The sequence below is a fragment of the Marivita sp. NO-S04 genome (genome assembly GCF_059070475.1).
This window is the reverse complement of sequence record NZ_CM180980.1, coordinates 3,440,469-3,460,890: the sequence shown is the minus strand read 5'-3', so window position 1 is coordinate 3,460,890 and position 20,422 is coordinate 3,440,469. Positions and strand designations below refer to the sequence as shown.

General features: G+C 60.2%; 16 protein-coding genes. 11 read left to right on the top strand and 5 right to left on the bottom strand.

Going from position 1 to position 20,422, the window contains the following annotated elements; genetic code table 11:
- Positions 1 to 82 precede the first annotated feature (82 nt).
- Together sseA and ACK3EW_RS17620 are read left to right on the top strand one after the other, a co-directional pair.
- Positions 83 to 940, top strand: coding sequence for a 3-mercaptopyruvate sulfurtransferase (sseA, locus tag ACK3EW_RS17625; RefSeq protein WP_493807192.1), 858 nt, complete (start codon positions 83 to 85; stop codon positions 938 to 940).
- Positions 940 to 2,124 carry an amino acid aminotransferase gene (locus tag ACK3EW_RS17620; RefSeq protein WP_493807191.1) on the top strand — a complete coding sequence of 395 codons (1,185 nt, stop codon included), beginning with the start codon at positions 940 to 942 and terminating at the stop codon, positions 2,122 to 2,124. The genes sseA and ACK3EW_RS17620 overlap by 1 nt, the downstream gene beginning before the upstream one ends.
- Before the next feature lie 163 nt (positions 2,125 to 2,287).
- Here the strand turns inward: ACK3EW_RS17620 and ACK3EW_RS17615 are convergent, their stop codons facing one another.
- Positions 2,288 to 2,632, bottom strand: coding sequence for an antibiotic biosynthesis monooxygenase family protein (locus ACK3EW_RS17615; RefSeq protein WP_439119114.1), 345 nt, complete (start codon positions 2,630 to 2,632; stop codon positions 2,288 to 2,290).
- Positions 2,629 to 2,952, bottom strand: a complete 324-nt coding sequence (locus ACK3EW_RS17610) for an NIPSNAP family protein (RefSeq protein WP_493809756.1) — start codon at positions 2,950 to 2,952, stop codon at positions 2,629 to 2,631. Before ACK3EW_RS17610 ends, ACK3EW_RS17615 begins: the two co-directional genes overlap by 4 nt.
- Positions 2,953 to 3,057: 105 nt before the next feature.
- Here ACK3EW_RS17610 and ACK3EW_RS17605 point away from each other — a divergent pair, with 105 nt between their 5' ends.
- A complete protein-coding gene (locus tag ACK3EW_RS17605) occupies positions 3,058 to 3,756 on the top strand; it encodes an ArsR/SmtB family transcription factor (protein ID WP_493807190.1) in 699 nt (232 codons plus the stop codon).
- On the opposite strand, the gene ACK3EW_RS17600 is transcribed toward ACK3EW_RS17605, so the two are convergent.
- Entirely contained in the window at positions 3,734 to 6,718 is a 2,985-nt protein-coding gene (locus tag ACK3EW_RS17600; protein ID WP_493807189.1) for an error-prone DNA polymerase, read from the bottom strand. The genes ACK3EW_RS17605 and ACK3EW_RS17600 overlap by 23 nt on opposite strands.
- 107 nt (positions 6,719 to 6,825) lie before the next feature.
- Positions 6,826 to 7,557, bottom strand: coding sequence for a 4'-phosphopantetheinyl transferase family protein (locus ACK3EW_RS17595; RefSeq protein ID WP_493807188.1), 732 nt, complete (start codon positions 7,555 to 7,557; stop codon positions 6,826 to 6,828).
- 109 nt (positions 7,558 to 7,666) lie between these two features.
- Here ACK3EW_RS17595 and ACK3EW_RS17590 point away from each other — a divergent pair, with 109 nt between their 5' ends.
- The 5 genes from ACK3EW_RS17590 (at position 7,667) to rlmH (ending at position 12,787) form a co-directional block, all read left to right on the top strand.
- The gene (locus ACK3EW_RS17590; protein WP_493807187.1) at positions 7,667 to 8,350 is read left to right on the top strand and encodes a hypothetical protein; all 684 of its coding nucleotides are present in this window, start codon (positions 7,667 to 7,669) and stop codon (positions 8,348 to 8,350) included.
- 75 nt (positions 8,351 to 8,425) lie between these two features.
- Positions 8,426 to 9,412, top strand: a complete 987-nt coding sequence (gene deoC, locus ACK3EW_RS17585) for a deoxyribose-phosphate aldolase (RefSeq protein WP_493807186.1) — start codon at positions 8,426 to 8,428, stop codon at positions 9,410 to 9,412.
- Positions 9,413 to 9,445: 33 nt separating this feature from the next.
- Positions 9,446 to 11,794: an aldehyde dehydrogenase family protein gene (locus ACK3EW_RS17580; RefSeq protein ID WP_493807185.1), complete on the top strand. Its 2,349-nt coding sequence runs from the start codon at positions 9,446 to 9,448 to the stop codon at positions 11,792 to 11,794.
- A gap of 152 nt (positions 11,795 to 11,946) precedes the next feature.
- Positions 11,947 to 12,312 (top strand): ribosome silencing factor, encoded by a 366-nt coding sequence (gene rsfS / locus ACK3EW_RS17575; protein ID WP_085632323.1) that lies wholly within the window; start codon positions 11,947 to 11,949, stop codon positions 12,310 to 12,312.
- A 1-nt stretch (position 12,313) separates the two neighbouring features.
- Positions 12,314 to 12,787 carry a 23S rRNA (pseudouridine(1915)-N(3))-methyltransferase RlmH gene (gene rlmH, locus ACK3EW_RS17570; RefSeq protein ID WP_493807184.1) on the top strand — a complete coding sequence of 158 codons (474 nt, stop codon included), beginning with the start codon at positions 12,314 to 12,316 and terminating at the stop codon, positions 12,785 to 12,787.
- A gap of 57 nt (positions 12,788 to 12,844) precedes the next feature.
- Here the strand turns inward: rlmH and ACK3EW_RS17565 are convergent, their stop codons facing one another.
- Entirely contained in the window at positions 12,845 to 13,648 is an 804-nt protein-coding gene (locus ACK3EW_RS17565; protein ID WP_493807183.1) for an undecaprenyl-diphosphate phosphatase, read from the bottom strand.
- A 220-nt stretch (positions 13,649 to 13,868) separates the two neighbouring features.
- Here ACK3EW_RS17565 and ACK3EW_RS17560 point away from each other — a divergent pair, with 220 nt between their 5' ends.
- Genes ACK3EW_RS17560 through gltB form a run of 3 tightly spaced genes read left to right on the top strand, consistent with a single transcriptional unit; the run spans position 13,869 to position 20,295 of the window.
- Positions 13,869 to 15,302: an NAD(P)-dependent oxidoreductase gene (locus ACK3EW_RS17560; RefSeq protein WP_493807182.1), complete on the top strand. Its 1,434-nt coding sequence runs from the start codon at positions 13,869 to 13,871 to the stop codon at positions 15,300 to 15,302.
- Positions 15,299 to 15,760 (top strand): GFA family protein, encoded by a 462-nt coding sequence (locus ACK3EW_RS17555; protein ID WP_493807181.1) that lies wholly within the window; start codon positions 15,299 to 15,301, stop codon positions 15,758 to 15,760. The genes ACK3EW_RS17560 and ACK3EW_RS17555 overlap by 4 nt, the downstream gene beginning before the upstream one ends.
- Positions 15,757 to 20,295 carry a glutamate synthase large subunit gene (gene gltB, locus ACK3EW_RS17550; protein WP_493807180.1) on the top strand — a complete coding sequence of 1,513 codons (4,539 nt, stop codon included), beginning with the start codon at positions 15,757 to 15,759 and terminating at the stop codon, positions 20,293 to 20,295. Before ACK3EW_RS17555 ends, gltB begins: the two co-directional genes overlap by 4 nt.
- Positions 20,296 to 20,422 lie beyond the last annotated feature (127 nt).

The following is a 20,422-nucleotide window of genomic DNA, read 5'->3' as shown; positions in this document are numbered from 1 at the left end:
CCGTCGCGCTGAGGTCAATCGCTTGCGAGTCGGACCTGTCGGTTCTATGCAGAACTGATCCTAATCAGATGTGGCGAATGATATGGCACAGGACGACCCGAAAACTCTGGTTTCGACAGACTGGCTGGCGTCTCACATGCGCGATCCCGATCTGCGCATTCTGGATGCGTCGATGTATATGCCGGGCAGCGACCGGGATGCCAAAGCAGAATATGCCGAGGGTCATATCCCCGGTGCGCGCTTCTTTGATATCGACGATATTTCCGACAGCAGGTCCGACCTGCCGCATATGGCGCCACCCATTGAAAAGTTCATGTCGCGTTTGCGGGCCATGGGCGTGGGCGACGGCCATCAGGTTGTTGTTTATGACGGTGCCGGTCTTTTTTCCGCCGCCCGTGTCTGGTGGCTGTTCAAGCTGATGGGCCAGAACGACGTGGCTGTTCTGGATGGCGGTTTGCCAAAATGGGTCGCAGAAGGCCGCGAGCTTGAGGACATGCCGCCAATCATCCGCGACCGGCACATGACGGTGCGGCGTCAGGCGCATCTGGTCAAGGATGTGACGCAGGTCTCTGCCGCCTCCAAGCTGCGCGATCAGGAAATCATCGACGCGCGATCCCCTGGGCGGTTCCGTGGAGAAGAACCGGAACCTCGTCCGGGCATGCGCGGCGGACATATTCCCGGTTCAAAGAACGTGCATTATTCCAGCCTGCTGAATGCAGACCAGACGATGAAGTCGCCCGATGAGACGCGTGCGATCTTTGAAGCAGCCGGTGTCGACCTGTCGAAACCGGCAATCACCACATGTGGCTCTGGCGTGACCGCGGCGATCCTGTCGCTCGCGATGGCACGTATGGGCAAAGACGACCATTCCCTTTACGACGGCTCGTGGTCCGAATGGGGGATGTTCCCCACGGTTCCCGTAGCCACTGGAGACAATTGATGTTCGAGTCCCTCAAGGAACAACCCGCAGACAAGATCCTTGCTCTGATGCAGACCTATCGCGACGACCCGCGTGAGGTGAAGATCGACCTTGGCGTCGGTGTCTATAAGGACGCGTCGGGCAACACGCCGATCATGCGCGCGATCAAGAACGCCGAGCAGCAGTTGTGGGAGGCCGAGACCACCAAGGCCTATACCGGACTTGCGGGTGATCCGGCTTTTGCCGATGCCATGATCGCGATGGTTCTGGGCGATGCGGTGCCACGTGCGAACGTGGCCGCAGTTGCCACTCCGGGTGGTACGGGTGCCGTACGTCAGGGCTTTGACATGGTGAAGATGGCCAATCCTGACGCCAAGGTATTCGTCAGCGATCCGACATGGCCGAACCACCTGTCGATCCTCAAGCACATGGGCATGAACATGGTGCCCTATCGTTACTTCGACGACGAGTCGCGCGGTGTGGATTTCAACGGCATGATGGAAGATCTCGCCAAGGCGGGTCCGGGAGACATCGTTCTGGTGCATGGCTGCTGTCACAACCCGACTGGGGCCAACCTGAATATCACAGAATGGAAGGCGCTGGTCGATCTGCTGATCAAGACGGGTGCTACCCCGATGGTCGATATCGCCTATCAGGGCTTTGGCGACGGTCTCGAGGAAGATGCGGCCGCGACCCGCTTGATCGCGTCGTCGGTGCCGGAGACCATCATTGCGGCCAGCTGTTCCAAGAACTTTGGCATCTACCGCGAACGAACTGGGTTGCTGATGGCGGTCGCTGCCGATCCATCGGCACACAAGTTGAACCAAGGGACTCTGGCGTATCTCAACCGTCAGAACTATTCCTTCCCGCCGGATCACGGCGCGCGGTTGGTGACCATGGTTCTGACCGACGATGCGCTGCGCACCGAGTGGGCTGCGGAACTGGAAGAGATGCGGAATGGCATGCTGGGTCTGCGCGAACAGTTGGCGGCCGAATTGCAGCGTCTGTCAGGCTCGGACCGGTTTGGCTTTATCGCACAGCACCGGGGTATGTTCTCGCGGCTTGGAGCGACACCCGAACAGGTGGAGCGTCTGCGCGAAGAGCACGCGATTTACCTGGTTGGGGACTCGCGGTTGAATATCGCGGGTCTGAACAAGGAGTCGATACCGATCCTTGCCAAGGCGATGATCGACGTCGGGATCTGACCTGAATCTTGTTTTGAACAGCATGGGCGCCTTTGGGCGCTCATTCTTTTTGTCTCGTCCTCCGCCTTCGGCTTTGTCCTCGGGCCAGTGGTGATGTGATGCGGTATCGGGCGCTGTGTGATTTGCAAAGTTGCGTTTGCATATTTGCAAAAAGAAGAAGCCGCTAGCCATGCGCCTTGACGCTGTCTTCGGGAGCCTGATCGCGGTCAAACATGCCGTAGTCGCGCATGACGTGACAGACGCGTAGGCGGTAATCCGAAAAGACGCCGGTGCGACCTTTGGATTGCGCATTCCGGTGTGCGGCCAGTTTGCGCCAACGGTGGACGGCGTCTTCGTCTTCGAAAAAGCTGATGGAGAGTAGCTTGTCGGGGTTGGTGAGGCTTTGAAAACGTTCGACCGAGATGAAGCCTTCGACCTGTTCGACCATTGGGCGCATGGTGGCGGCGATGTCGAGATAGGCGTCTTTTTGGCCGTCTGCCGGCATGACTTCGAAGATGATGGCGATCATGTCTGGTTCCCATATGGCGTCGAGCAGAGTTTTAGGAAGGTGCGATCTTCGCGCAAGAGGAACCTTTCGGATTGGGCAAAGGCGTAGTTTTCCTGACCCAGAGGATCAGCGGCAAGGCGGGCGCGGTACGCTTCGTATTTTGCAAGGTTTTCAATATTGTAGATGCCATAGGCCAGAGTGCTGGAGCCTTCGTGTGGGGCAAAGTATCCGATCAGATCAGCGCCGCAGCGGGGGATCGCCTGACCCCAGTTGCGTGCATATGTTTCGAACTGGGCTTTCTTGGTCGGGTCGATTTCGTAGCGGATGATGCAGGTGAGCATGGGTGTCCTTTCCGGTTGCTGACCTGTTTGTGGCATGGATTGCGACGCTGATATTTCGATCTGGATCGAATTGTGCGTGTTGATCATGCGTGTAAGGTGATTGTCATGAAACATGGACCTGACATTGCGCAGATTGCGGCGCTGATTGGTGATCCGGCACGGGCGAATATTCTGACGGCGCTGATGAGTGGAAAAGCGTTGACGGCCAGTGAGTTGGCGGGAGAGGCTGGGGTTTCTGCCTCGACTGCGTCGTCGCATATGGGGCGGTTGCTGGAGGGTGGGCTGGTCAAGGAAGCGCGTCAGGGGCGACACAAGTATTTTGCGCTGGCTGGTGAAGATGTGGCGCAGGTTCTTGAGGTGCTTATGGGATTTGCCGCTGGTCAGGGGCATCTGAGGACGCGGACTGGGCCAAAAGATGCGCAATTGCGCGAGGCGCGGGTGTGTTACAACCATTTGGCTGGTGCCCGTGGGATACAGCTTTACGATAGTCTTTTTGCACAGGATTTCATGGAGTTGCGCGGAGATGATCTGTTTCTGACGGAGGCTGGGCAAGGGTTTGTTCGAACACTTGGTGTAGATTTTGACCAGTTGGTAAAATCCCGTGCGCCGGTGTGTCGGACCTGTCTGGACTGGAGCGCCCGGCGGCCTCATTTGGCGGGGTCTTTGGGGCGGGCGCTTTTCAAGCGGTTCGAGATGATGGGCTGGGCCTATCGGGTGCGGGACACTCGGATCATTTCCTTTACAAGTGATGGGTTGCGGCAGTTCAACATGGCGTTTCCGGTCAATCCGGGTTCGCGCGGGTGAAGGGCAGGGGCATGGGCGGCTTGTACGGTTTGGTTCCTGAAACGTACGGTTGCGCCGTACGGTCGGCGTCTGGTGTCAAAATGTGCCGCAGGAGCGCCAGCGGATGGCGGCGCAGGGTAAGGCGCATGGAGACGTAATCTTCGACCACCTGTTCGCCCTCGGTCATCTGCGGCAGCAAAGCGGCGGGTTCATGGATCGCTTCGCCGTCGATATCTCCGTCAAACAGTGGCAGGGTCTTGCGGGTGGTGAGCGCCTTGGCCTCCCACAGCGCCTGACGGCGGCTTAACTGCAAGTCGCGGAAGGTGTCCGCCTCGGCCAGGCGGGCGATGGTGGCTGGATCAAGCCCGGCGCGGCGCCAGAGGTCGCCGACGCTCTGGTAGCCATTGCCGCGTCCGGCGGCGATCCATGACGCGTCTTCCTCGTTCAGGCCCTTGATCTGTCGGAACCCCAGCCGCAGGGCGAGGCCACCCTTGGCGTCGGGTTCCATCACGTTGTCCCAGAAGCTGGCATTGATGCAGACGGGCAGGACGGTCACGCCATGTTCGCGGGCGTCGCGGACGATCTGGGCGGGGGCGTAGAAGCCCATCGGCTGGGAGTTCAGGAGCGCGCAGGCGAAGATGCCGGGGTGATGGTGTTTGATCCATGCACTGGCATAGACCAGCAGCGCAAAGCTTGCCGCGTGGCTTTCGGGAAAGCCGTAGGAGCCGAAGCCTTCGATCTGGGAAAAGCAGCGTTCTGCAAAATCTTCGTCATAGCCTTTGTTGCGCATGCCACGCATGAAGAGGGTGCGGAATTCCGACACGTTGCCGTGTTTCTTGAAGGTGGCCAGAGAGCGGCGCAGGCGGTCGGCCTGTTCGGGGGTGAAGCCCGCGCCGACGATGGCAATCTGCATCGCCTGTTCCTGAAAGAGCGGCACGCCAAGGGTCTTGCCCAGCACTGCGCCGAGTTCGTCGGAGGGAAAGCTCACCTCTTCTTCGCCGTTGCGGCGGCGAATGTAAGGGTGGACCATGTCACCCTGAATGGGGCCGGGGCGGATAATGGCGACCTCGATCACCAGATCGTAGAAGGTGCGGGGTTTCATGCGCGGCAGGAAGTTCATCTGCGCGCGGGATTCGACCTGAAAGACACCAACACTGTCGGCCTTGCAGAGCATGTCGTAGACTGCCGGATCTTCGGGGGGCAGGGTGGCGAGGCTGTAGCTTTGGCCGTGATGCAAGGTCATCAGGTCGAACGCCTTGCGGATACAGGACAGCATGCCGAGGGCCAGCACATCGACCTTGAGGATGCCCAGAGCGTCGATATCGTCTTTGTCCCAGCAGATGACAGTGCGGTCCTCCATCGTGGCGTTTTCGATGGGGACCAGTTCATCAAGCCGCCCTTCGGTGATGATGAAGCCGCCCACATGCTGGCTGAGGTGACGGGGAAAGCCGATGATCTCAAAAATCAGCTCCATCGTGAGTTTGAGGCGGTGATCGTTCGGGTCGAGGCCGATTTCACGCATGCGGTGTTCTTCCAGACCGTTGCTCGAGAAGAAACCCCAGAGCTGGGAGGAGAGCGCGCCGATGGTGTCTTGGGACAGACCCATGGCAGCACCGACCTCGCGGATGGCGCGTTTGCCGCGATAGTGGATGACCGTGGCGCAAAGCCCGGCGCGGTGGCGGCCGTATCGTTCGTAGATGTGTTGGATCACCTCTTCGCGGCGTTCATGTTCGAAATCCACGTCGATGTCGGGGGGCTCGTCGCGGGCCTCGGAGACGAACCTCTCAAAAACCATGGTGCCGATTTCGGGGGAGACCGAAGTCACGCCGAGGCAGTAGCAGACGACCGAATTGGCGGCAGAGCCACGGCCTTGGCATAGGATGCCCCGGTCGCGGGCGAAGGCCACAATGTCACGCACGGTGAGGAAATAGGGCTCGTATTTCAGCTTGCCGATCAGGGTGAGTTCATGCGCCAGCAGCTTTTTCACCTTGTCGGACGCGCCGTGCGGATAGCGCCATTTCAGCCCTTCGTGGGCAAGCCGGGACAGACGTTGGGGGGCAGTTTCGGACCCGGTGATTTCGCTTGGGTATTCGTAGCGGAGTTCGCCAAGATCGAATTGGCACGCCTCGGCGAGTTGCGCGGCGCGGGTCACGGCGTTGGCATGGGGGCCGAGCAGGCGGCGCATCTCAGTTTCGGAACGCAGGCGTTGTTCGCCATTGGCGAGCGCCTTGGTGCCCAACTCGTCGACGCGGCAGCCTTGGCGGATGGCGGTGACAACATCGGCCAGTTTGCGGCGGCGGCCATGGTGCATGATCGGCATGGCGGAGGCGATGGTGGGCAGGTTCAGATCTTTGGCCAGTTTTGCGATCCGGTCAAAGCGAGGTCCGTCCTGACCGTCATAAAGCGGGCTGAGCAGGAGATGGGTCTGTTCGGGGAAGCGGCGCGACAGCCGTTCTGCCTGTGGCTGCCAGTCGCCCGCGCCGCGCTGCGCCGTGTTCGCTTGTGTTGGCGGGTGCAAGAGCCAGATGAGACCGTCCGTGCATTGCAGCAGATCGTTGAGGGTCAGGTGGCAGTCGCCCTTGGGGGCGCGGCGGCGTCCGGTGGTGATCAGGCGGCAGAGCTGTGCCCAGCCTTGCCGTGTGCTGGCCAGCGCCGTGGCAGTGAAGCCGGTGTCGGTGACGATCGTTGCGCCGGGGATCAGCCGGGGGACATGGGTGAGGATATGGCTGCGCTGGTGGTTGATGTGATCCGGCACGGGGGGGGCAATGGGGCCGTTCTTGGCCTCGAGTTCAGTGCGTTCACGGAGGAGGCGGGTGAGGGTTTTGGCCTCGGACCAAGCGCGGACAATGCCTGCTACGGAATTGGTGTCGGTGATGGCGATGGCCGAGAGGCCCAGAGTGGCGGCACGCTCCATGTACTCCTCGGGATGGGAGGCCCCGGTGAGGAAGGTGAAGTTGGAGGTGATCGACAGCTCTGCGAACATACTCCTCTTTTATGTTCTTATTTTGTTCTTTTTCCAGTGATTCGAGTCAGGAAGGCGGTCCGCGCTGTGGCAGAAGGCGCTTTTGCATATTTGGAAAAAGAAGAAGATCAGAGATTTGGCACGGAAAGCCATGTCGACACATGGGTCGGTGTGAGCGACAGGTGGATGTCGAAGCGGCGGCCTGTCGGCAAATTGTCCGTGAGATTGGTGGTCAGGGACAGGGTCAAGCTGTTCTGGTGGGGCGCTTCGGTCAGATTGGCGGCGTCGAAGCCGAAATGGTGGCCGACCTGCGGGTAGAGCGCCTTGAAGAGCGCTTCTTTGGCCGAGAAGGCCAGTGTCGCGTTGATGCTGGCCGGATAGGGCCCCTGCGTGAGCAGCGCGCGTTCGGTCTGGGACAGGGTCTGTGTCAGGATCGCGTTGAGGGGTCGGCCCTCGGCGATGGCCTCGGTGTCGATGCCGAAGCTGCGCCCGGTGTCTTGTGACAGCAGGCAGGCGCAGCGGCCGCGTGCGTGGCTGATCGAGCCGGAGAGGCCTTTGGGCCAGAGCGGTGCGCGGCTGGGGGTGGTGTCGACCGGGCGGGGTGGTAGGCCGAGGCAAGCCATTGCAGCTTTTGCCACGGCGCGGCCTGCAAGAAATTCGGCCCTGCGGCGGGGGACGGCGCGGCTGAGAGCGGGTGGTTGAAGAATATCCAGCTGTGCGAAGAGATCGTCGGAAAAGACGGTCTCGTCATAGCTGGCCGTGACCAGAACCGCGGCAGGGATCAGGCTGTCCTCCTGTGCGATGTCAGACAGGAACCCGTGTGCATCGGCGTGCAGATCAGAGAAGAACGGTGTCGTCATCGCCTTTGTGCATTCCCGCTCTGGTGCGGGTGGTCAAGGGGAAAGCGCGTGGCGGATTTACTTGGGGCAGGCTGGGCGCTAGGCAACGGATGTCTGAAGGAGTGGTTGGATGTCGGAGCAGAGCCGGACACGCGGCGTGATGTACGTGGCCTGGGGCAAGGCGCATGTGGATGTCGCGCGGCGGTCTGCGGCGTCGGTGAAACAGCACAACCCGGGTTTGCAGGCGGCGATCTGGTGTGAGGCGGATGATGACACCAGCGGGTTCGATCAGAGCTTTGTCATTCCGGCCGAGATGACCCGGCCCAAGGTGGGGGCGCTGAAGTTTAGCCCGTTTGACGAGACGCTGTACCTCGACAATGACACGATGATCCGTGCGGATCTGTCGTCGCTTTTTGATCTGTTGCAGAAGTTCGATTTGTGTGGCGCGCATGTGATGCTTTGGCACCGGCCCCGGCACAAACGGACATGGCAGACCGAGGTGCCCGAGACCTTTCCCGAGATCAATTGCGGCGTTTTGCTTTATCGCAAGAACGCGGCGACGGAGCAGTTTTTTGACGACTGGCAGGCGGCCTATGATGCGGCGGGGTTCAAGATTGATCAACCGACTTTCCGCGAGACGCTGTGGAACTCGGACCTGCGGTTTTACGTGTTTCCGCCGCAATTCAACAAGCGGATTTTCGAGGCATCGGAGTTGGTTTATTCGGATCAGCCGAAGCCTCGTATCCTGCACTTGCCGATCCTGCGGCCGCAGAAGAACGCGTTCAAGCGCTGGTTTTCGAACCTGATCCGATAGGCGCACTACGCGGCGTCGCGTCTTGTGCGCACGGTGTGCCCGTGCCAGCATCGGCATTCAAGGAGTGAGTGATCCATGCAGACGACGACACGTGAAGCAGTGCATTTGCCGCAAACGCTTGAGCCGCGCAATCCGGGGATGGCGCTGGATCTGGACTGGGTGATGCGGGCCACGGCGAACCGTTCGGCGATCGAGCGGCGGGCGGCGACGTTGCCGGGGCGCCGGTCGGTGAAGAAGGACTATCAGGCGGCGTGGCTGTGCCGGGCAGTGACTTGCATCGACCTCACGACACTGGCCGGGGACGATACCGTTGGGCGCGTGGCGCGGCTTTGTGCCAAGGCGCGGCAGCCGGTGCGGGCGGATCTGCTGGCGGCGCTGGGCATGGACGGGCTCAAGGTCGGTGCGGTCTGTGTCTATCACGACATGGTCGAAGCGGCCGTGGACGCGCTGGCGGGTACGGGGATCCCGGTGGCCGCTGTGAGCACGGGGTTCCCTGCGGGCCTGTCGCCGTTCCACTTGCGCGTGGCCGAGATTGAAGAGAGCGTGAAAGCGGGTGCTGCCGAGATCGACATCGTGATCTCGCGTCGACATGTGCTGACGGGCAATTGGCAAGCGCTTTATGACGAGATGCGCGCGTTTCGCTCGGCCTGCGGTGAGGCGCATGTGAAGGCCATTCTGGCGACGGGTGAATTGGGCACGTTGCAGAACGTCGCAAGGGCGTCGTTGGTTTGCATGATGGCGGGGGCGGATTTCATCAAGACCTCGACCGGCAAGGAAAGCGTGAACGCCACGTTGCCAGTGTCGCTTGTGATGATCCGGGCGATCCGCGACTACTTTGAGGAAACCGGCTACCGCGTGGGCTACAAGCCTGCGGGCGGGATTTCCAAGGCCAAGGATGCGCTGGTGTATCTTGCGCTGATGAAGGAAGAGCTGGGCGATCGCTGGGTGCAGAACGATCTGTTCCGCTTTGGCGCCTCGTCTCTTCTGGGTGATATCGAACGGCAGTTGGAACATCATGTCACCGGGGTGTACTCGGCCTCTTGGCGGCATGCCATTGGATAGGCCGTATTTGCATATTTTTGAAAAGAAGAAGCCATGACCGTCCAAGAGATATTCGAGAATATGGATTACGGAACCGCACCGGAATCGGCAGGCGACGCGCTGGCATGGCTGGTCGATCAGGGGGATCGGTTCGGGCACTTCATAGGTGGTGCGATGACCGATCCCGGGCAGGTGTTCGAAAGTCGCAATCCGGCGAATGGCGAGGTGCTGGCACATCTGACGCAAGGCACGCAGGCCGATGTGGATGCGGCTGTGACGGCTGCGCGAAAAGCGCAGAAGGGCTGGGCCAAGCTGGGTGGCGCGGGGCGTGCGCGGTACATCTATGCGCTGGCGCGGCTGATGCAGAAACATGCACGCCTGTTTGCGGTGCTAGAGACGTTGGACAACGGCAAGCCGATCCGCGAAAGCCGGGACATCGACGTGCCTTTGGCGCAGCGGCATTTCTATTATCACGCGGGTCAGGCGCAGCTGTTCGACAGCGAATTTGCCGGGCGCGAGGCGCATGGCGTCTGTGGTCAGGTGATCCCATGGAATTTCCCGCTGCTCATGCTGGCGTGGAAGGTTGCGCCTGCTTTGGCGGCTGGGAACACGGTTGTTCTCAAGCCTGCGGAATACACGTCACTGACCGCGCTTTTGTTCGCGGATGTGTGCCGTCAGGCCGGGCTGCCAAAAGGTGTGGTGAACATCGTCACGGGTGACGGGGCGGTGGGAGAAATGATCGTCACGCACCCGGATGTGGACAAGGTGGCCTTTACCGGATCGACCGCCGTGGGGCGGCGTATCCGCGAGGCAACGGCTGGGTCGGGTAAGGCGCTGACCTTGGAGTTGGGCGGCAAGTCGCCCTACATCGTGTTCGAGGATGCGGATCTGGATTCTGCCGTTGAGGGCCTTGTCGATGCGATCTGGTTCAATCAGGGGCAGGTGTGTTGCGCGGGTTCGCGGCTTCTGGTGCAGGAAGGTGTCGCGGATCGCTTCTATGCCAAGCTGAAGGCGCGGATGGACAAGCTGCGTGTCGGATCGCCTTTGGACAAGTCAATTGACGTGGGCGCGATTGTCGATCCGAAGCAGTTGGAGACCATCACACGTTTGGTGGACAGCAACACGGCGGGCGAGACCTATCGCGCGACTTGCGAGATGCCGGAGAGCGGGTGTTTCTACCCGCCGACGCTCATCACCGGGCTTAGCACGGCTGACCCGCTGATGCAGGAAGAAATTTTTGGGCCGGTGTTGGTGGGAACGACGTTCCGCACGCCGTCCGAGGCGGTCGATCTGGCGAACAACACGCGCTACGGGCTGGCGGCGACGCTGTGGAGCGAGAACATCAATGTCGCGTTGGACATCGCGCCCAAGCTGGCGGCGGGGGTGGTCTGGATCAACGGGACCAATATGTTCGACGCTGCGGCACCGTTCGGTGGCATTCGTGAAAGCGGGTTCGGGCGTGAAGGCGGACCGGAGGGGATGATGGCCTATACCAAGCCGTCAGGTGGCGGCAAGGCGCTGGGCAGGATCGCCGGGTTCAGCAGCGGGCCGGATGCGGAGCCGCAGGCGGTGGACCGAACGGCCAAGCTTTATGTCGGGGGCAAGCAGACGCGGCCCGATGGGGGTTATGCCTACGAGGTCTACACAAAAGCGGGCAAGCTGATCGGGCAGGCGCCGCTGGCGAACCGCAAGGATGTGCGCAATGCTGTTGAAGCAGCGCGCGGGGCGGCAGGCTGGGCTGGGACAACGGCGCATCTTCGGGCGCAGATCCTGTACTACATCGCCGAAAACCTCGCTGCGCGGAAAGACGAGTTCGCAGCGCGGCTGAACCAGATGACCGGTGCTAAGACCGGCGCGAAAGAGGTGGATGTCGCTGTGAACCGGCTTTTCACCTATGCCGCCTGGGCAGACAAATTCGACGGGCGCGTGGCGCAGGTGCCGTTGCGGGGCGTTGCGCTTGCCATGCGCGAACCCTGCGGTGTGATCGGGGCGTTTTGCCCGGATGATCATCCGCTTCAGGGCCTCGTGTCGGTGATGGCCCCGGCGATTGCCATGGGCAACCGTGTGGTGCTGGTGGCGTCGGAACCTTTCCCGCTGGCGGCGACGGATTTCTATCAGGTGCTTGATACATCCGATGTGCCGGGCGGAGTGGTCAATATCCTCACCGGGCGGCACGCGGAACTGGGACCGACATTGGCGCAGCACATGGATGTGGAGGCGGTTTGGTCGTTCTCATCGACGGATCTTTCGGCTGAGATTGAACGTGGGGCCGCGCTCAACCTCAAGCGGACATGGGTCAATAACGGGCGTACTCGCGACTGGCTTGGGGCCGAGGGCGAGGGGCACGCATTTCTTGATGCGGCGACCGAAACCAAGACGGTGTGGGTTCCTTATGGCGCATGACCGCCAATTTTCGCGCAGGTCATTGAGAATTCGGCAATGCGATGCTATTTTCTGCTCACCCAGCGCCGGGGCGGAACGGCGTTTACACTTAGGAGGACGATGTCCTGTCTTTTCAAACGGATGTGGCGCGTGCCACTGACGGGGGTCTGCCCATGACCGGCACACCCGGAACCGGATCAGCCAGCGAAGCGACGCTCGCGGTGATTCTTTCTGAACTCGACGAAAACAAAGCCGAAGACATTGTGCAGATCGACCTGCGCGGCAAAACGTCTATTGGCGACTACATGGTCGTGTGTTCGGGGCGGTCCACCCGCCAAGTATCGGCACTGGCCGAAAAGCTGGTCGAAACGCTCAAAGCAGAGCGTGGTATCCTGTCCAAAATCGAGGGCAAGGAAACTGGCGATTGGGTGCTGATCGACACCGGCGATGTGATCGTACACATTTTCCGGCCGGAAGTTCGCGAATTTTACCAGTTGGAAAAAATGTGGCTCCCGGCAGGGACAGCCCTGACCAACTAGGATGCGCGTACATCTTCGCGCGGTGGGGCGGCTCGCGGGCCGCTCGGAAGAACGCGCGCTGACCGACGATTACCTGTCTCGCTTCGGCCAGACAGGGCGCGGCCTTGGTTGGCGCTTTGAGGGCGAGACCGAGGTCGAAGACAAGAAAAACGGTGGGATGACAGCGGAAGCAGCGTTGCTGCGGGCCGCGATCCCGGCCGGTTCCCTTCTGGTCTGTCTGGATGAGCGGGGCAGTCTTATGTCCACGCCTGACTTTGCCAAAAAGCTACAGGGTTGGGCCGATCAGGGGCGGTCGGATGTCTGTTTCGTCATTGGCGGGGCGGATGGGATTGATCCGGCACTGCGGGCCGAGGCGGATATGCTTCTGTCCTTTGGCAAGATGGTCTGGCCGCACAAGCTGGTGCGTGTGATGATTGCAGAGCAGCTCTATCGGGCGGCGTCGATCATCGCGGGGACGCCCTATCATCGGGATTAGGGGCACGATGCGTGGACGCATCGCGGCTTTCGGTTGACCGAAAGCCAGCGCGGGTGGTCAGGTATATGCGATGACCAGAAGCACCACGCCAAGGATCACGCGGTAGATCACATAAGGTGTAAAGCTCACCGATTTCAGCAGTTTGAACATCAGTTTCAGTGCAGCCAAAGCCGCGAGGAAGGCAAAGACTGCGGCAATGCCTGCGTCGCGGACGATGCTCATATCTGCGTCTTGTACCACTTCGACGCTGAGCAACGCGCCTGAGGCGAGGATCGTCGGGATCGACATCAGCATGGACAGCCGTGCCGCGCTTTCGCGATCATAGCCCAATTGCCGCCCTGCGGTGATCGTGATGCCCGACCGTGACGTGCCCGGTATCAGGGCCAGCGTTTGCCAGAGGCCCATGATGATAGCGTCTTTCAAACCCCAGTTTTCGGCACGTTTCAGGACCGGACCCGTTTGATCAGCCCAATACAGGACGATACCGAACAGCAGCATGGTCCAGCCTATCACTGCGGTCGAGCGTAGAAGGTCATTCAGCCCTGACAGCTTGAGCGCCAGTCCGACGAGGATCACGGGGATGGTGGCGATGATCAGGCACAAGGCCCAGAACGCACCTTGGGTGTCGATCCGACCTTTGATGAGCCGTCCCAGACCCGAGGTCACGATCTTCACGTCGGACCAGAAATACAGGATGACAGCCAGCAGTGTGCCGACATGTACAGCCACATCCAACGCTTGTCCCTGATCTGCCATACCCGTCAGATTCGGCAGAAGAATCAGGTGGCCAGACGAAGAAATCGGCAGAAATTCCGTAACGCCCTGAATCAGTGCCAGGATAAGCAGATGGGTCAGGGCCATGATGTGCCGTCCAAGAGCAAAAACTCACTTGGGTATAAAGCCTTTAAAACCAATGGGAAGGATAATTTTAAGTCCGGTTCGGACCTAAAATAGCTGCGATGCAGCATATTTTTAGTCGAGCCGCGGCGAAATTTGGAAAAATAGGTCAGCATAAGTGACTTTTCTTTCTCTCCAGTCTTCTATAATCAATCGCGACCACATGAAGGGAAGGATGTGAGCCATGGCAAACCAGCCGATGTTGAAGTTCGTCAAAGTTGAACGCGACATGCCCACAAAGCGTGCTGCCGATGAGCGGCGCGAGGACTTTCATGAAATCTATGCGGAATACGCGGAAGCGAAGGCCAAAGAGCAGGCGAGCCGCTGTTCCCAGTGCGGTGTGCCTTATTGCCAATCGCATTGCCCGCTGCACAACAACATTCCCGATTGGCTGCGCCTGACCGCGGAAGGCCGGTTGCAGGAAGCCTATGAGGTCAGCCAGGCGACCAACACCTTCCCCGAGATTTGTGGCCGTATCTGCCCGCAGGACCGTCTGTGCGAAGGCAATTGCGTGATCGAACAGTCGGGCCACGGCACTGTGACCATCGGATCGGTCGAGAAATACATCACGGATACCGCGTGGGAAGAAGGTTGGGTTCTGCCGATCAAGCCCGCGCACGAACGTAAGGAAAGCGTTGGCATCATCGGTGCTGGCCCCGGTGGTCTGGCCGCAGCTGACGTTTTGCGCCGTCAGGGTGTGCAGGTCACCGTCTATGACCGGTACGACCGCGCGGGTGGTCTGCTGACCTATGGCATCCCCGGCTTCAAGCTGGAAAAGCCGGTGGTCATGCGCCGGAACGAGCAGTTGGAAAAGGGCGGTTTGCGCTTTGTTCTGAACTGTAACATCGGCGAGGACATGTCGTTCGAAGAGATCCGCGCGCAGCATGATGCAGTGATCATCGCAACTGGCGTCTACAAGTCGCGCGATTTGGGTGGTCCGGGTTCGGGAGCCGATGGCATCGTCAAGGCGCTTGATTACCTGACCGCGTCAAACCGTAAAAGCTTTGGTGACGAGGTGTCCGAATTCGATAGCGGTAAGCTGAATGCTGAAGGCAAGAAGGTGGTCGTTATCGGCGGCGGCGACACAGCTATGGATTGTGTGCGCACGGCGATCCGTCAGGGCGCCGAGTCGGTCAAATGCCTCTATCGTCGTGACCGTGCCAATATGCCCGGCTCGCAGCGCGAAGTGCAGAACGCCGAGGAAGAGGGCGTGCAGTTCGAATGGCTGACCGCGCCCAAGGGCTTTACCGGCGATCCGGTGAATGGTGTGATCGTCGAGCGGATGCGCCTTGGCCTGCCCGATGCGACCGGTCGTCAGATGCCCGAGGTGATCGAAGGGTCGGACTATATCGAACCTGCGGATATCGTGATCAAGGCGCTTGGGTTTGAGCCGGAACAGCTGCCGACGCTGTGGGGTGTGCCGGAACTGGACGTGACCCGTTGGGGCACCATCAAGGCCGAGTTTACCACGGGTGCCACCGCGTTGCCGGGGGTCTATGCCGTGGGTGACATCGTGCGTGGTGCGTCGCTTGTCGTCTGGGCGATCCGCGACGGGCGCGACTGCGCCGAGGCGGTGCTGCGCCAGTTGAACGGCGCGAGCGCTGTCGCTGCGGAATGAGCGATCTTGCGGCACCATACCAGCGGACGGGCACACTTGCGGGTACATGCCTGTGCAACGGCGTGCGCATCCGTGTGGACGGTGACTATGTTGCCGCCGTTGGTGTGTGCCATTGCCGGAAATGTCGGGTCTGGTCCGGGACGATCACTGGATACTTCCTTGCCAAACCCGACGCTGTGCATGTCGAAGGTCCGACCAAAAGCTATGCCTCGACGCCGTTTGCCTCGCGCACCTTTTGCGAGGTATGCGGGACCAACGTTTGGCTTCGCAACAACGGCGAAGACGACGAATACGAATTGATGCCAGCGCTGTTTATCGAGGCGGATTCGTTCCCCGTCATATCTGAAATCTACTGCGACCGCGCACCCGCTTATGGGCAGCTCAAAGGCGACCACAAGCGCGCGACGCAGGCGCAATACGAAGCGAACAACCCTTTTGTCGAAGGAGACACGCCATGACCAAGTATGATGCAGAATGGGTCCGTGCCGAGGAAGCCAAGCGCAAATGGATGGCGGAGAATGGTCTTTACTCGGAAGAAGACGAACATTCGTCCTGTGGCGTTGGCCTTGTGGTCAGTCTTGATGGCAAGCCGTCGCGCAAGGTGGTCGACGCGGGCATTGATGCGCTCAAGGCGATCTGGCACCGGGGTGCTGTCGATGCCGATGGTAAGACCGGCGATGGCGCGGGCATCCACGTGCAGATCCCGGCTCCGTTCTTCTACGATCAGATCAAGCGCACAGGCCACGAGCCGCGCAAAGACGAGCTGATGGCAATTGGACAGGTGTTCCTGCCGCGCACTGATTTCGGCGCCCAAGAGACCTGCCGGACCATTGTGGAAACCGAAGTCCTGCGTATGGGCTATTACATCTATGGTTGGCGGCACGTGCCGGTCAGCGTTGGGTGCCTTGGCGAAAAGGCCAATGCGACCCGGCCTGAGATCGAACAGATCATTATCTCCAACGCCAAGGGCGTGGATGAGGAAACCTTTGAGCGTGAGCTTTATGTGATCCGCCGTCGGATCGAAAAGGCGGCGGCTGCCGCTGGCATCGGTCAACTTTATATTGCGTCGCTGTCCTGCCGGTCGATCATCTACAAGGGCATGATGCTGGCCGAACAGGTGGCCGAATTCTATCCCGATCTGCAGGACGAGCGCTTCGAGAGCGCGTTTGCGATCTACCATCAGCGCTATTCAACCAACACGTTCCCGCAGTGGTGGTTGGCGCAGCCGTTCCGCATGTTGGCGCATAACGGCGAGATCAACACGCTCAAGGGCAACGTCAACTGGATGAAGAGCCACGAGATCCGGATGGCGTCGTCTGCGTTTGGCGACATGGCCGAGGACATCAAGCCGATCATCGCCAATGGTGCGTCGGATTCCGCTGCGCTGGACGCGGTCTTCGAAGTGCTGGTGCGTGCGGGGCGCAATGCACCGATGGCCAAGACCATGCTGGTGCCGGAATCGTGGTCCAAGCAGGCGATTGAACTGCCTGAGGCGTGGCGCGACATGTATTCCTACTGCAATTCTGTGATGGAGCCGTGGGACGGCCCCGCGGCACTTGCCATGACCGATGGTCGCTGGGTGTGTGCTGGTCTGGACCGGAACGGCCTGCGTCCGATGCGCTATGTCGTAACAGGTGATGGCATGCTGATCGCCGGGTCGGAAGCAGGCATGGTGCCGATCGATGAAGGCACTGTGCGCGAAAAAGGCGCGCTTGGACCGGGGCAATTGCTTGCCGTCGATATGAAAGAGGGCAAGCTTTACCACGACGTCGAGATCAAGAACAAACTGGCTGCCAGTCAGCCGTTTGGGGAATGGGTCGGCAAGATCAACGAACTGGACGAAGAACTGGGCCGCGTGTCCGAAGCGCCGATCTATGAAGGCGCAGAGCTGCGCCGCCGTCAGATTGCGGCCGGGTACACCATCGAAGAGCTTGAGCAGGTGCTTGCGCCGATGGCCGAGGACGGAAAAGAGGTTTTGGCCTCGATGGGGGATGATACGCCGTCTGCGGTTCTGTCCAAGAAATATCGCCCGCTGTCGCACTACTTCCGTCAGAACTTCAGTCAGGTGACCAACCCGCCGATCGACAGCTTGCGCGAATTCCGCGTGATGAGCCTCAAGACGCGGTTCGGCAATCTGAAGAACGTGCTGGACGAGTCGAGCGCGCAGACCGAGATCCTTGTTCTGGACAGCCCGTTTGTGGGCAATGCGCAGTTCAAGGAACTTGCCAACCACTTTAACGCCGGTCTTTGCGAGATCGACTGTACCTTCCCGGCAACGGGCGAACAGGGCGCGTTGCAGGTCGCGTTGGAGCGTATCCGCTCCGAGGCGGAAGATGCTGTGCGGTCTGGTGCAGGCCACATCACCCTGACAGATGAATATTGCGGTGACGGTAAGGTGGCGATGCCGATGATCCTTGCCACCAGCGCGGTGCACAGCCACCTCACGCGCAAAGGTTTGCGGACCTTCTGTTCGATCAATGTAAGGTCGGCGGAATGTATCGACCCGCATTACTTTGCTGTGCTGATCGGTGCGGGTGCGACCGTTGTGAACGCCTATTTGGCCGAGGATTCTTTGGCCGACCGCATCAAGCGCGGTCTGCTGGACCTGACCTTGACCGAAGCGGTCGCGAAATACCGTGAAGCGGTGGATCAGGGCTTGCTCAAGATCATGTCCAAGATGGGCATTTCGGTCATCTCGTCCTATCGCGGCGGTCTGAACTTCGAGGCCGTCGGTCTGAGCCGCGCCATGTGCGCCGAATACTTCCCCGGTATGCTGAGCCGGATTTCGGGCATTGGCCTGAACGGGCTGCAGCGCAAGGCCGAGGAAATCCACGCGCTGGGCTTCCGGGGTGGTCAGGACGTGCTGCCGATTGGTGGCTTCTACAAGGCGCGTAAATCTGGCGAGACCCATGCCTGGGGTGCGCAGACGATGCATCTCATGCAGATGGCCTGCAACAAGGCGTCCTACGAGATCTGGAAGACCTATTCCAAGGCGATGCAGGCGAACCCGCCAATCCATCTGCGGGACCTTTTGGCGATCAAGCCTCTGGGAGAGCCGATCCCGCTGGAGCAGGTGGAATCCATCACCTCGATCCGCAAGCGTTTCGTGACTCCGGGCATGTCGCTGGGCGCGCTGTCGCCCGAGGCGCACAAGACACTGAACGTGGCAATGAACCGGATCGGGGCCAAGTCCGACAGTGGTGAAGGCGGCGAAGACCCGGCGCATTTCGTGCCGGAACCGAACGGCGACAACCCCTCTGCCAAGATCAAGCAGGTGGCGTCGGGCCGGTTTGGTGTGACCGCTGAATACCTGAACCAGTGTGAAGAGCTTGAGATCAAGGTCGCTCAGGGTGCAAAGCCCGGCGAAGGTGGTCAGCTTCCGGGAATGAAGGTCACTGACCTGATCGCCCGTTTGCGCCATTCGACCAAGGGTGTGACGCTGATTTCACCGCCGCCGCACCACGACATCTATTCGATCGAAGACCTTGCGCAGCTGATCTACGACCTCAAGCAGATCAACCCGCGCTGCAAGGTGACGGTCAAGCTGGTGGCGTCCTCGGGTGTTGGCACGATTGCTGCTGGTGTGGCCAAGGCCAAGGCGGACGTGATCCTGATTTCCGGGCACAACGGTGGCACCGGTGCGTCGCCCGCGACCTCGATCAAATATGCTGGTCTGCCGTGGGAGATGGGTCTGACCGAAGCGCATCAGGTTCTGTCGATGAACAAGCTGCGGGATCGTGTGACCCTGCGGACCGATGGTGGTCTGCGCACCGGACGCGATATTGTCATGGCGGCGATGCTGGGTGCTGAAGAGTACGGCATCGGCACCGCCGCGCTGATCGCGATGGGATGTATCATGGTGCGTCAGTGCCAGTCGAACACCTGTCCGGTTGGAGTCTGTACGCAGGATGAATCGCTGCGGGCCAAGTTTACTGGCAACGCGGACAAAGTGGTGAACCTGATCACGTTCTATGCGCAAGAAGTGCGGGACGTGTTGGCCTCTATCGGCGCACGGTCGCTGGACGAAGTGATCGGCCGCGCCGATCTGCTCAGCCAAGTCAGCCGTGGGTCGGATCACCTGGACGATCTGGACCTCAACCCGCTTCTGATCCGTGTCGATGGATCGGACGACATTGTCTACGACCGCAACAAGCCGCGCAATGCGGTGCCAGATACTCTGGATGCGGAAATCGTGCGCGATGCGGCGCGGTTCCTTGAGGATGGTGAGAAGATGCAGTTGTCCTATGCCGTGCAGAACACGCACCGGACCGTGGGCACACGCACCTCGTCCCATATCGTTAGCAAGTTCGGGATGCGCAATGCGTTGCAGCCGAACCACCTGACGGTCAAACTCACTGGTTCTGCGGGCCAGTCGCTGGGCGCGTTTGCCGCTCCGGGGCTCAAGCTCGAAGTCTCAGGTGATGCCAATGACTATGTCGGCAAAGGTTTGTCAGGGGGCACGATCGTGGTGCGTCCGCCGATGATGTCGCCACTGGTGGCGGCCAACAATACGATCATCGGCAACACCGTTCTGTATGGGGCGACTGACGGTTACCTCTTTGCGGCGGGCCGCGCAGGTGAGCGCTTTGCCGTGCGGAACTCGGGCGCGAAAGTGGTGGTCGAGGGCTGTGGTTCGAACGGGTGCGAGTACATGACCGGCGGGGTTGCGGTTATCCTTGGGGATATCGGTGCCAATTTTGGTGCAGGTATGACTGGCGGTATGGCCTACCTCTACGATCCCGAAGGCAAAGCGCAGGCGCTTATGAACATGGAGAGCCTCGTAACCTGTCCGGTGACCGTGGATCATTGGGTGGATCAGCTTAAGGGTCTGATTGAACGGCATGTGGATGAAACCATGAGCCGCAAGGCGCAGGACATCTTGCAGCATTGGGATATCGAACTGGCGAATTTTGTTCAGGTTTGCCCGAAGGAGATGCTGGACAAGATCAGCCATCCGCTTGGAATCGAAAAGACAGCGGTGCCTGCCGAATAAGCGGGCATCAATGACCAGATCAGCGACCCGGCCCTGTGGCCGGGTCGTTTGTTTTTGGGCGATTGATTACGTATTGGCGACAAAAACGAGCCTCAATACGGCCCAAATGCCCCTTTATGCGGATCCT

Coding starts and splice junctions, on each gene's coding strand:
- ACK3EW_RS17560 (WP_493807182.1), top strand. CDS start 13,869: ATGGCAAACCAGCCGATGTTGAAGTTCGTCAAAGTTGAACGCGACATG.
- rlmH (WP_493807184.1), top strand. CDS start 12,314: ATGCGCGTACATCTTCGCGCGGTGGGGCGGCTCGCGGGCCGCTCGGAA.
- gltB (WP_493807180.1), top strand. CDS start 15,757: ATGACCAAGTATGATGCAGAATGGGTCCGTGCCGAGGAAGCCAAGCGC.
- ACK3EW_RS17565 (WP_493807183.1), bottom strand. CDS start 13,648: ATGGCCCTGACCCATCTGCTTATCCTGGCACTGATTCAGGGCGTTACG.
- sseA (WP_493807192.1), top strand. CDS start 83: ATGGCACAGGACGACCCGAAAACTCTGGTTTCGACAGACTGGCTGGCG.
- ACK3EW_RS17590 (WP_493807187.1), top strand. CDS start 7,667: ATGTCGGAGCAGAGCCGGACACGCGGCGTGATGTACGTGGCCTGGGGC.
- ACK3EW_RS17610 (WP_493809756.1), bottom strand. CDS start 2,952: ATGCTCACCTGCATCATCCGCTACGAAATCGACCCGACCAAGAAAGCC.
- deoC (WP_493807186.1), top strand. CDS start 8,426: ATGCAGACGACGACACGTGAAGCAGTGCATTTGCCGCAAACGCTTGAG.
- ACK3EW_RS17580 (WP_493807185.1), top strand. CDS start 9,446: ATGACCGTCCAAGAGATATTCGAGAATATGGATTACGGAACCGCACCG.
- ACK3EW_RS17615 (WP_439119114.1), bottom strand. CDS start 2,632: ATGATCGCCATCATCTTCGAAGTCATGCCGGCAGACGGCCAAAAAGAC.
- rsfS (WP_085632323.1), top strand. CDS start 11,947: ATGACCGGCACACCCGGAACCGGATCAGCCAGCGAAGCGACGCTCGCG.
- ACK3EW_RS17605 (WP_493807190.1), top strand. CDS start 3,058: ATGAAACATGGACCTGACATTGCGCAGATTGCGGCGCTGATTGGTGAT.
- ACK3EW_RS17555 (WP_493807181.1), top strand. CDS start 15,299: ATGAGCGATCTTGCGGCACCATACCAGCGGACGGGCACACTTGCGGGT.
- ACK3EW_RS17595 (WP_493807188.1), bottom strand. CDS start 7,557: ATGACGACACCGTTCTTCTCTGATCTGCACGCCGATGCACACGGGTTC.
- ACK3EW_RS17620 (WP_493807191.1), top strand. CDS start 940: ATGTTCGAGTCCCTCAAGGAACAACCCGCAGACAAGATCCTTGCTCTG.
- ACK3EW_RS17600 (WP_493807189.1), bottom strand. CDS start 6,718: ATGTTCGCAGAGCTGTCGATCACCTCCAACTTCACCTTCCTCACCGGG.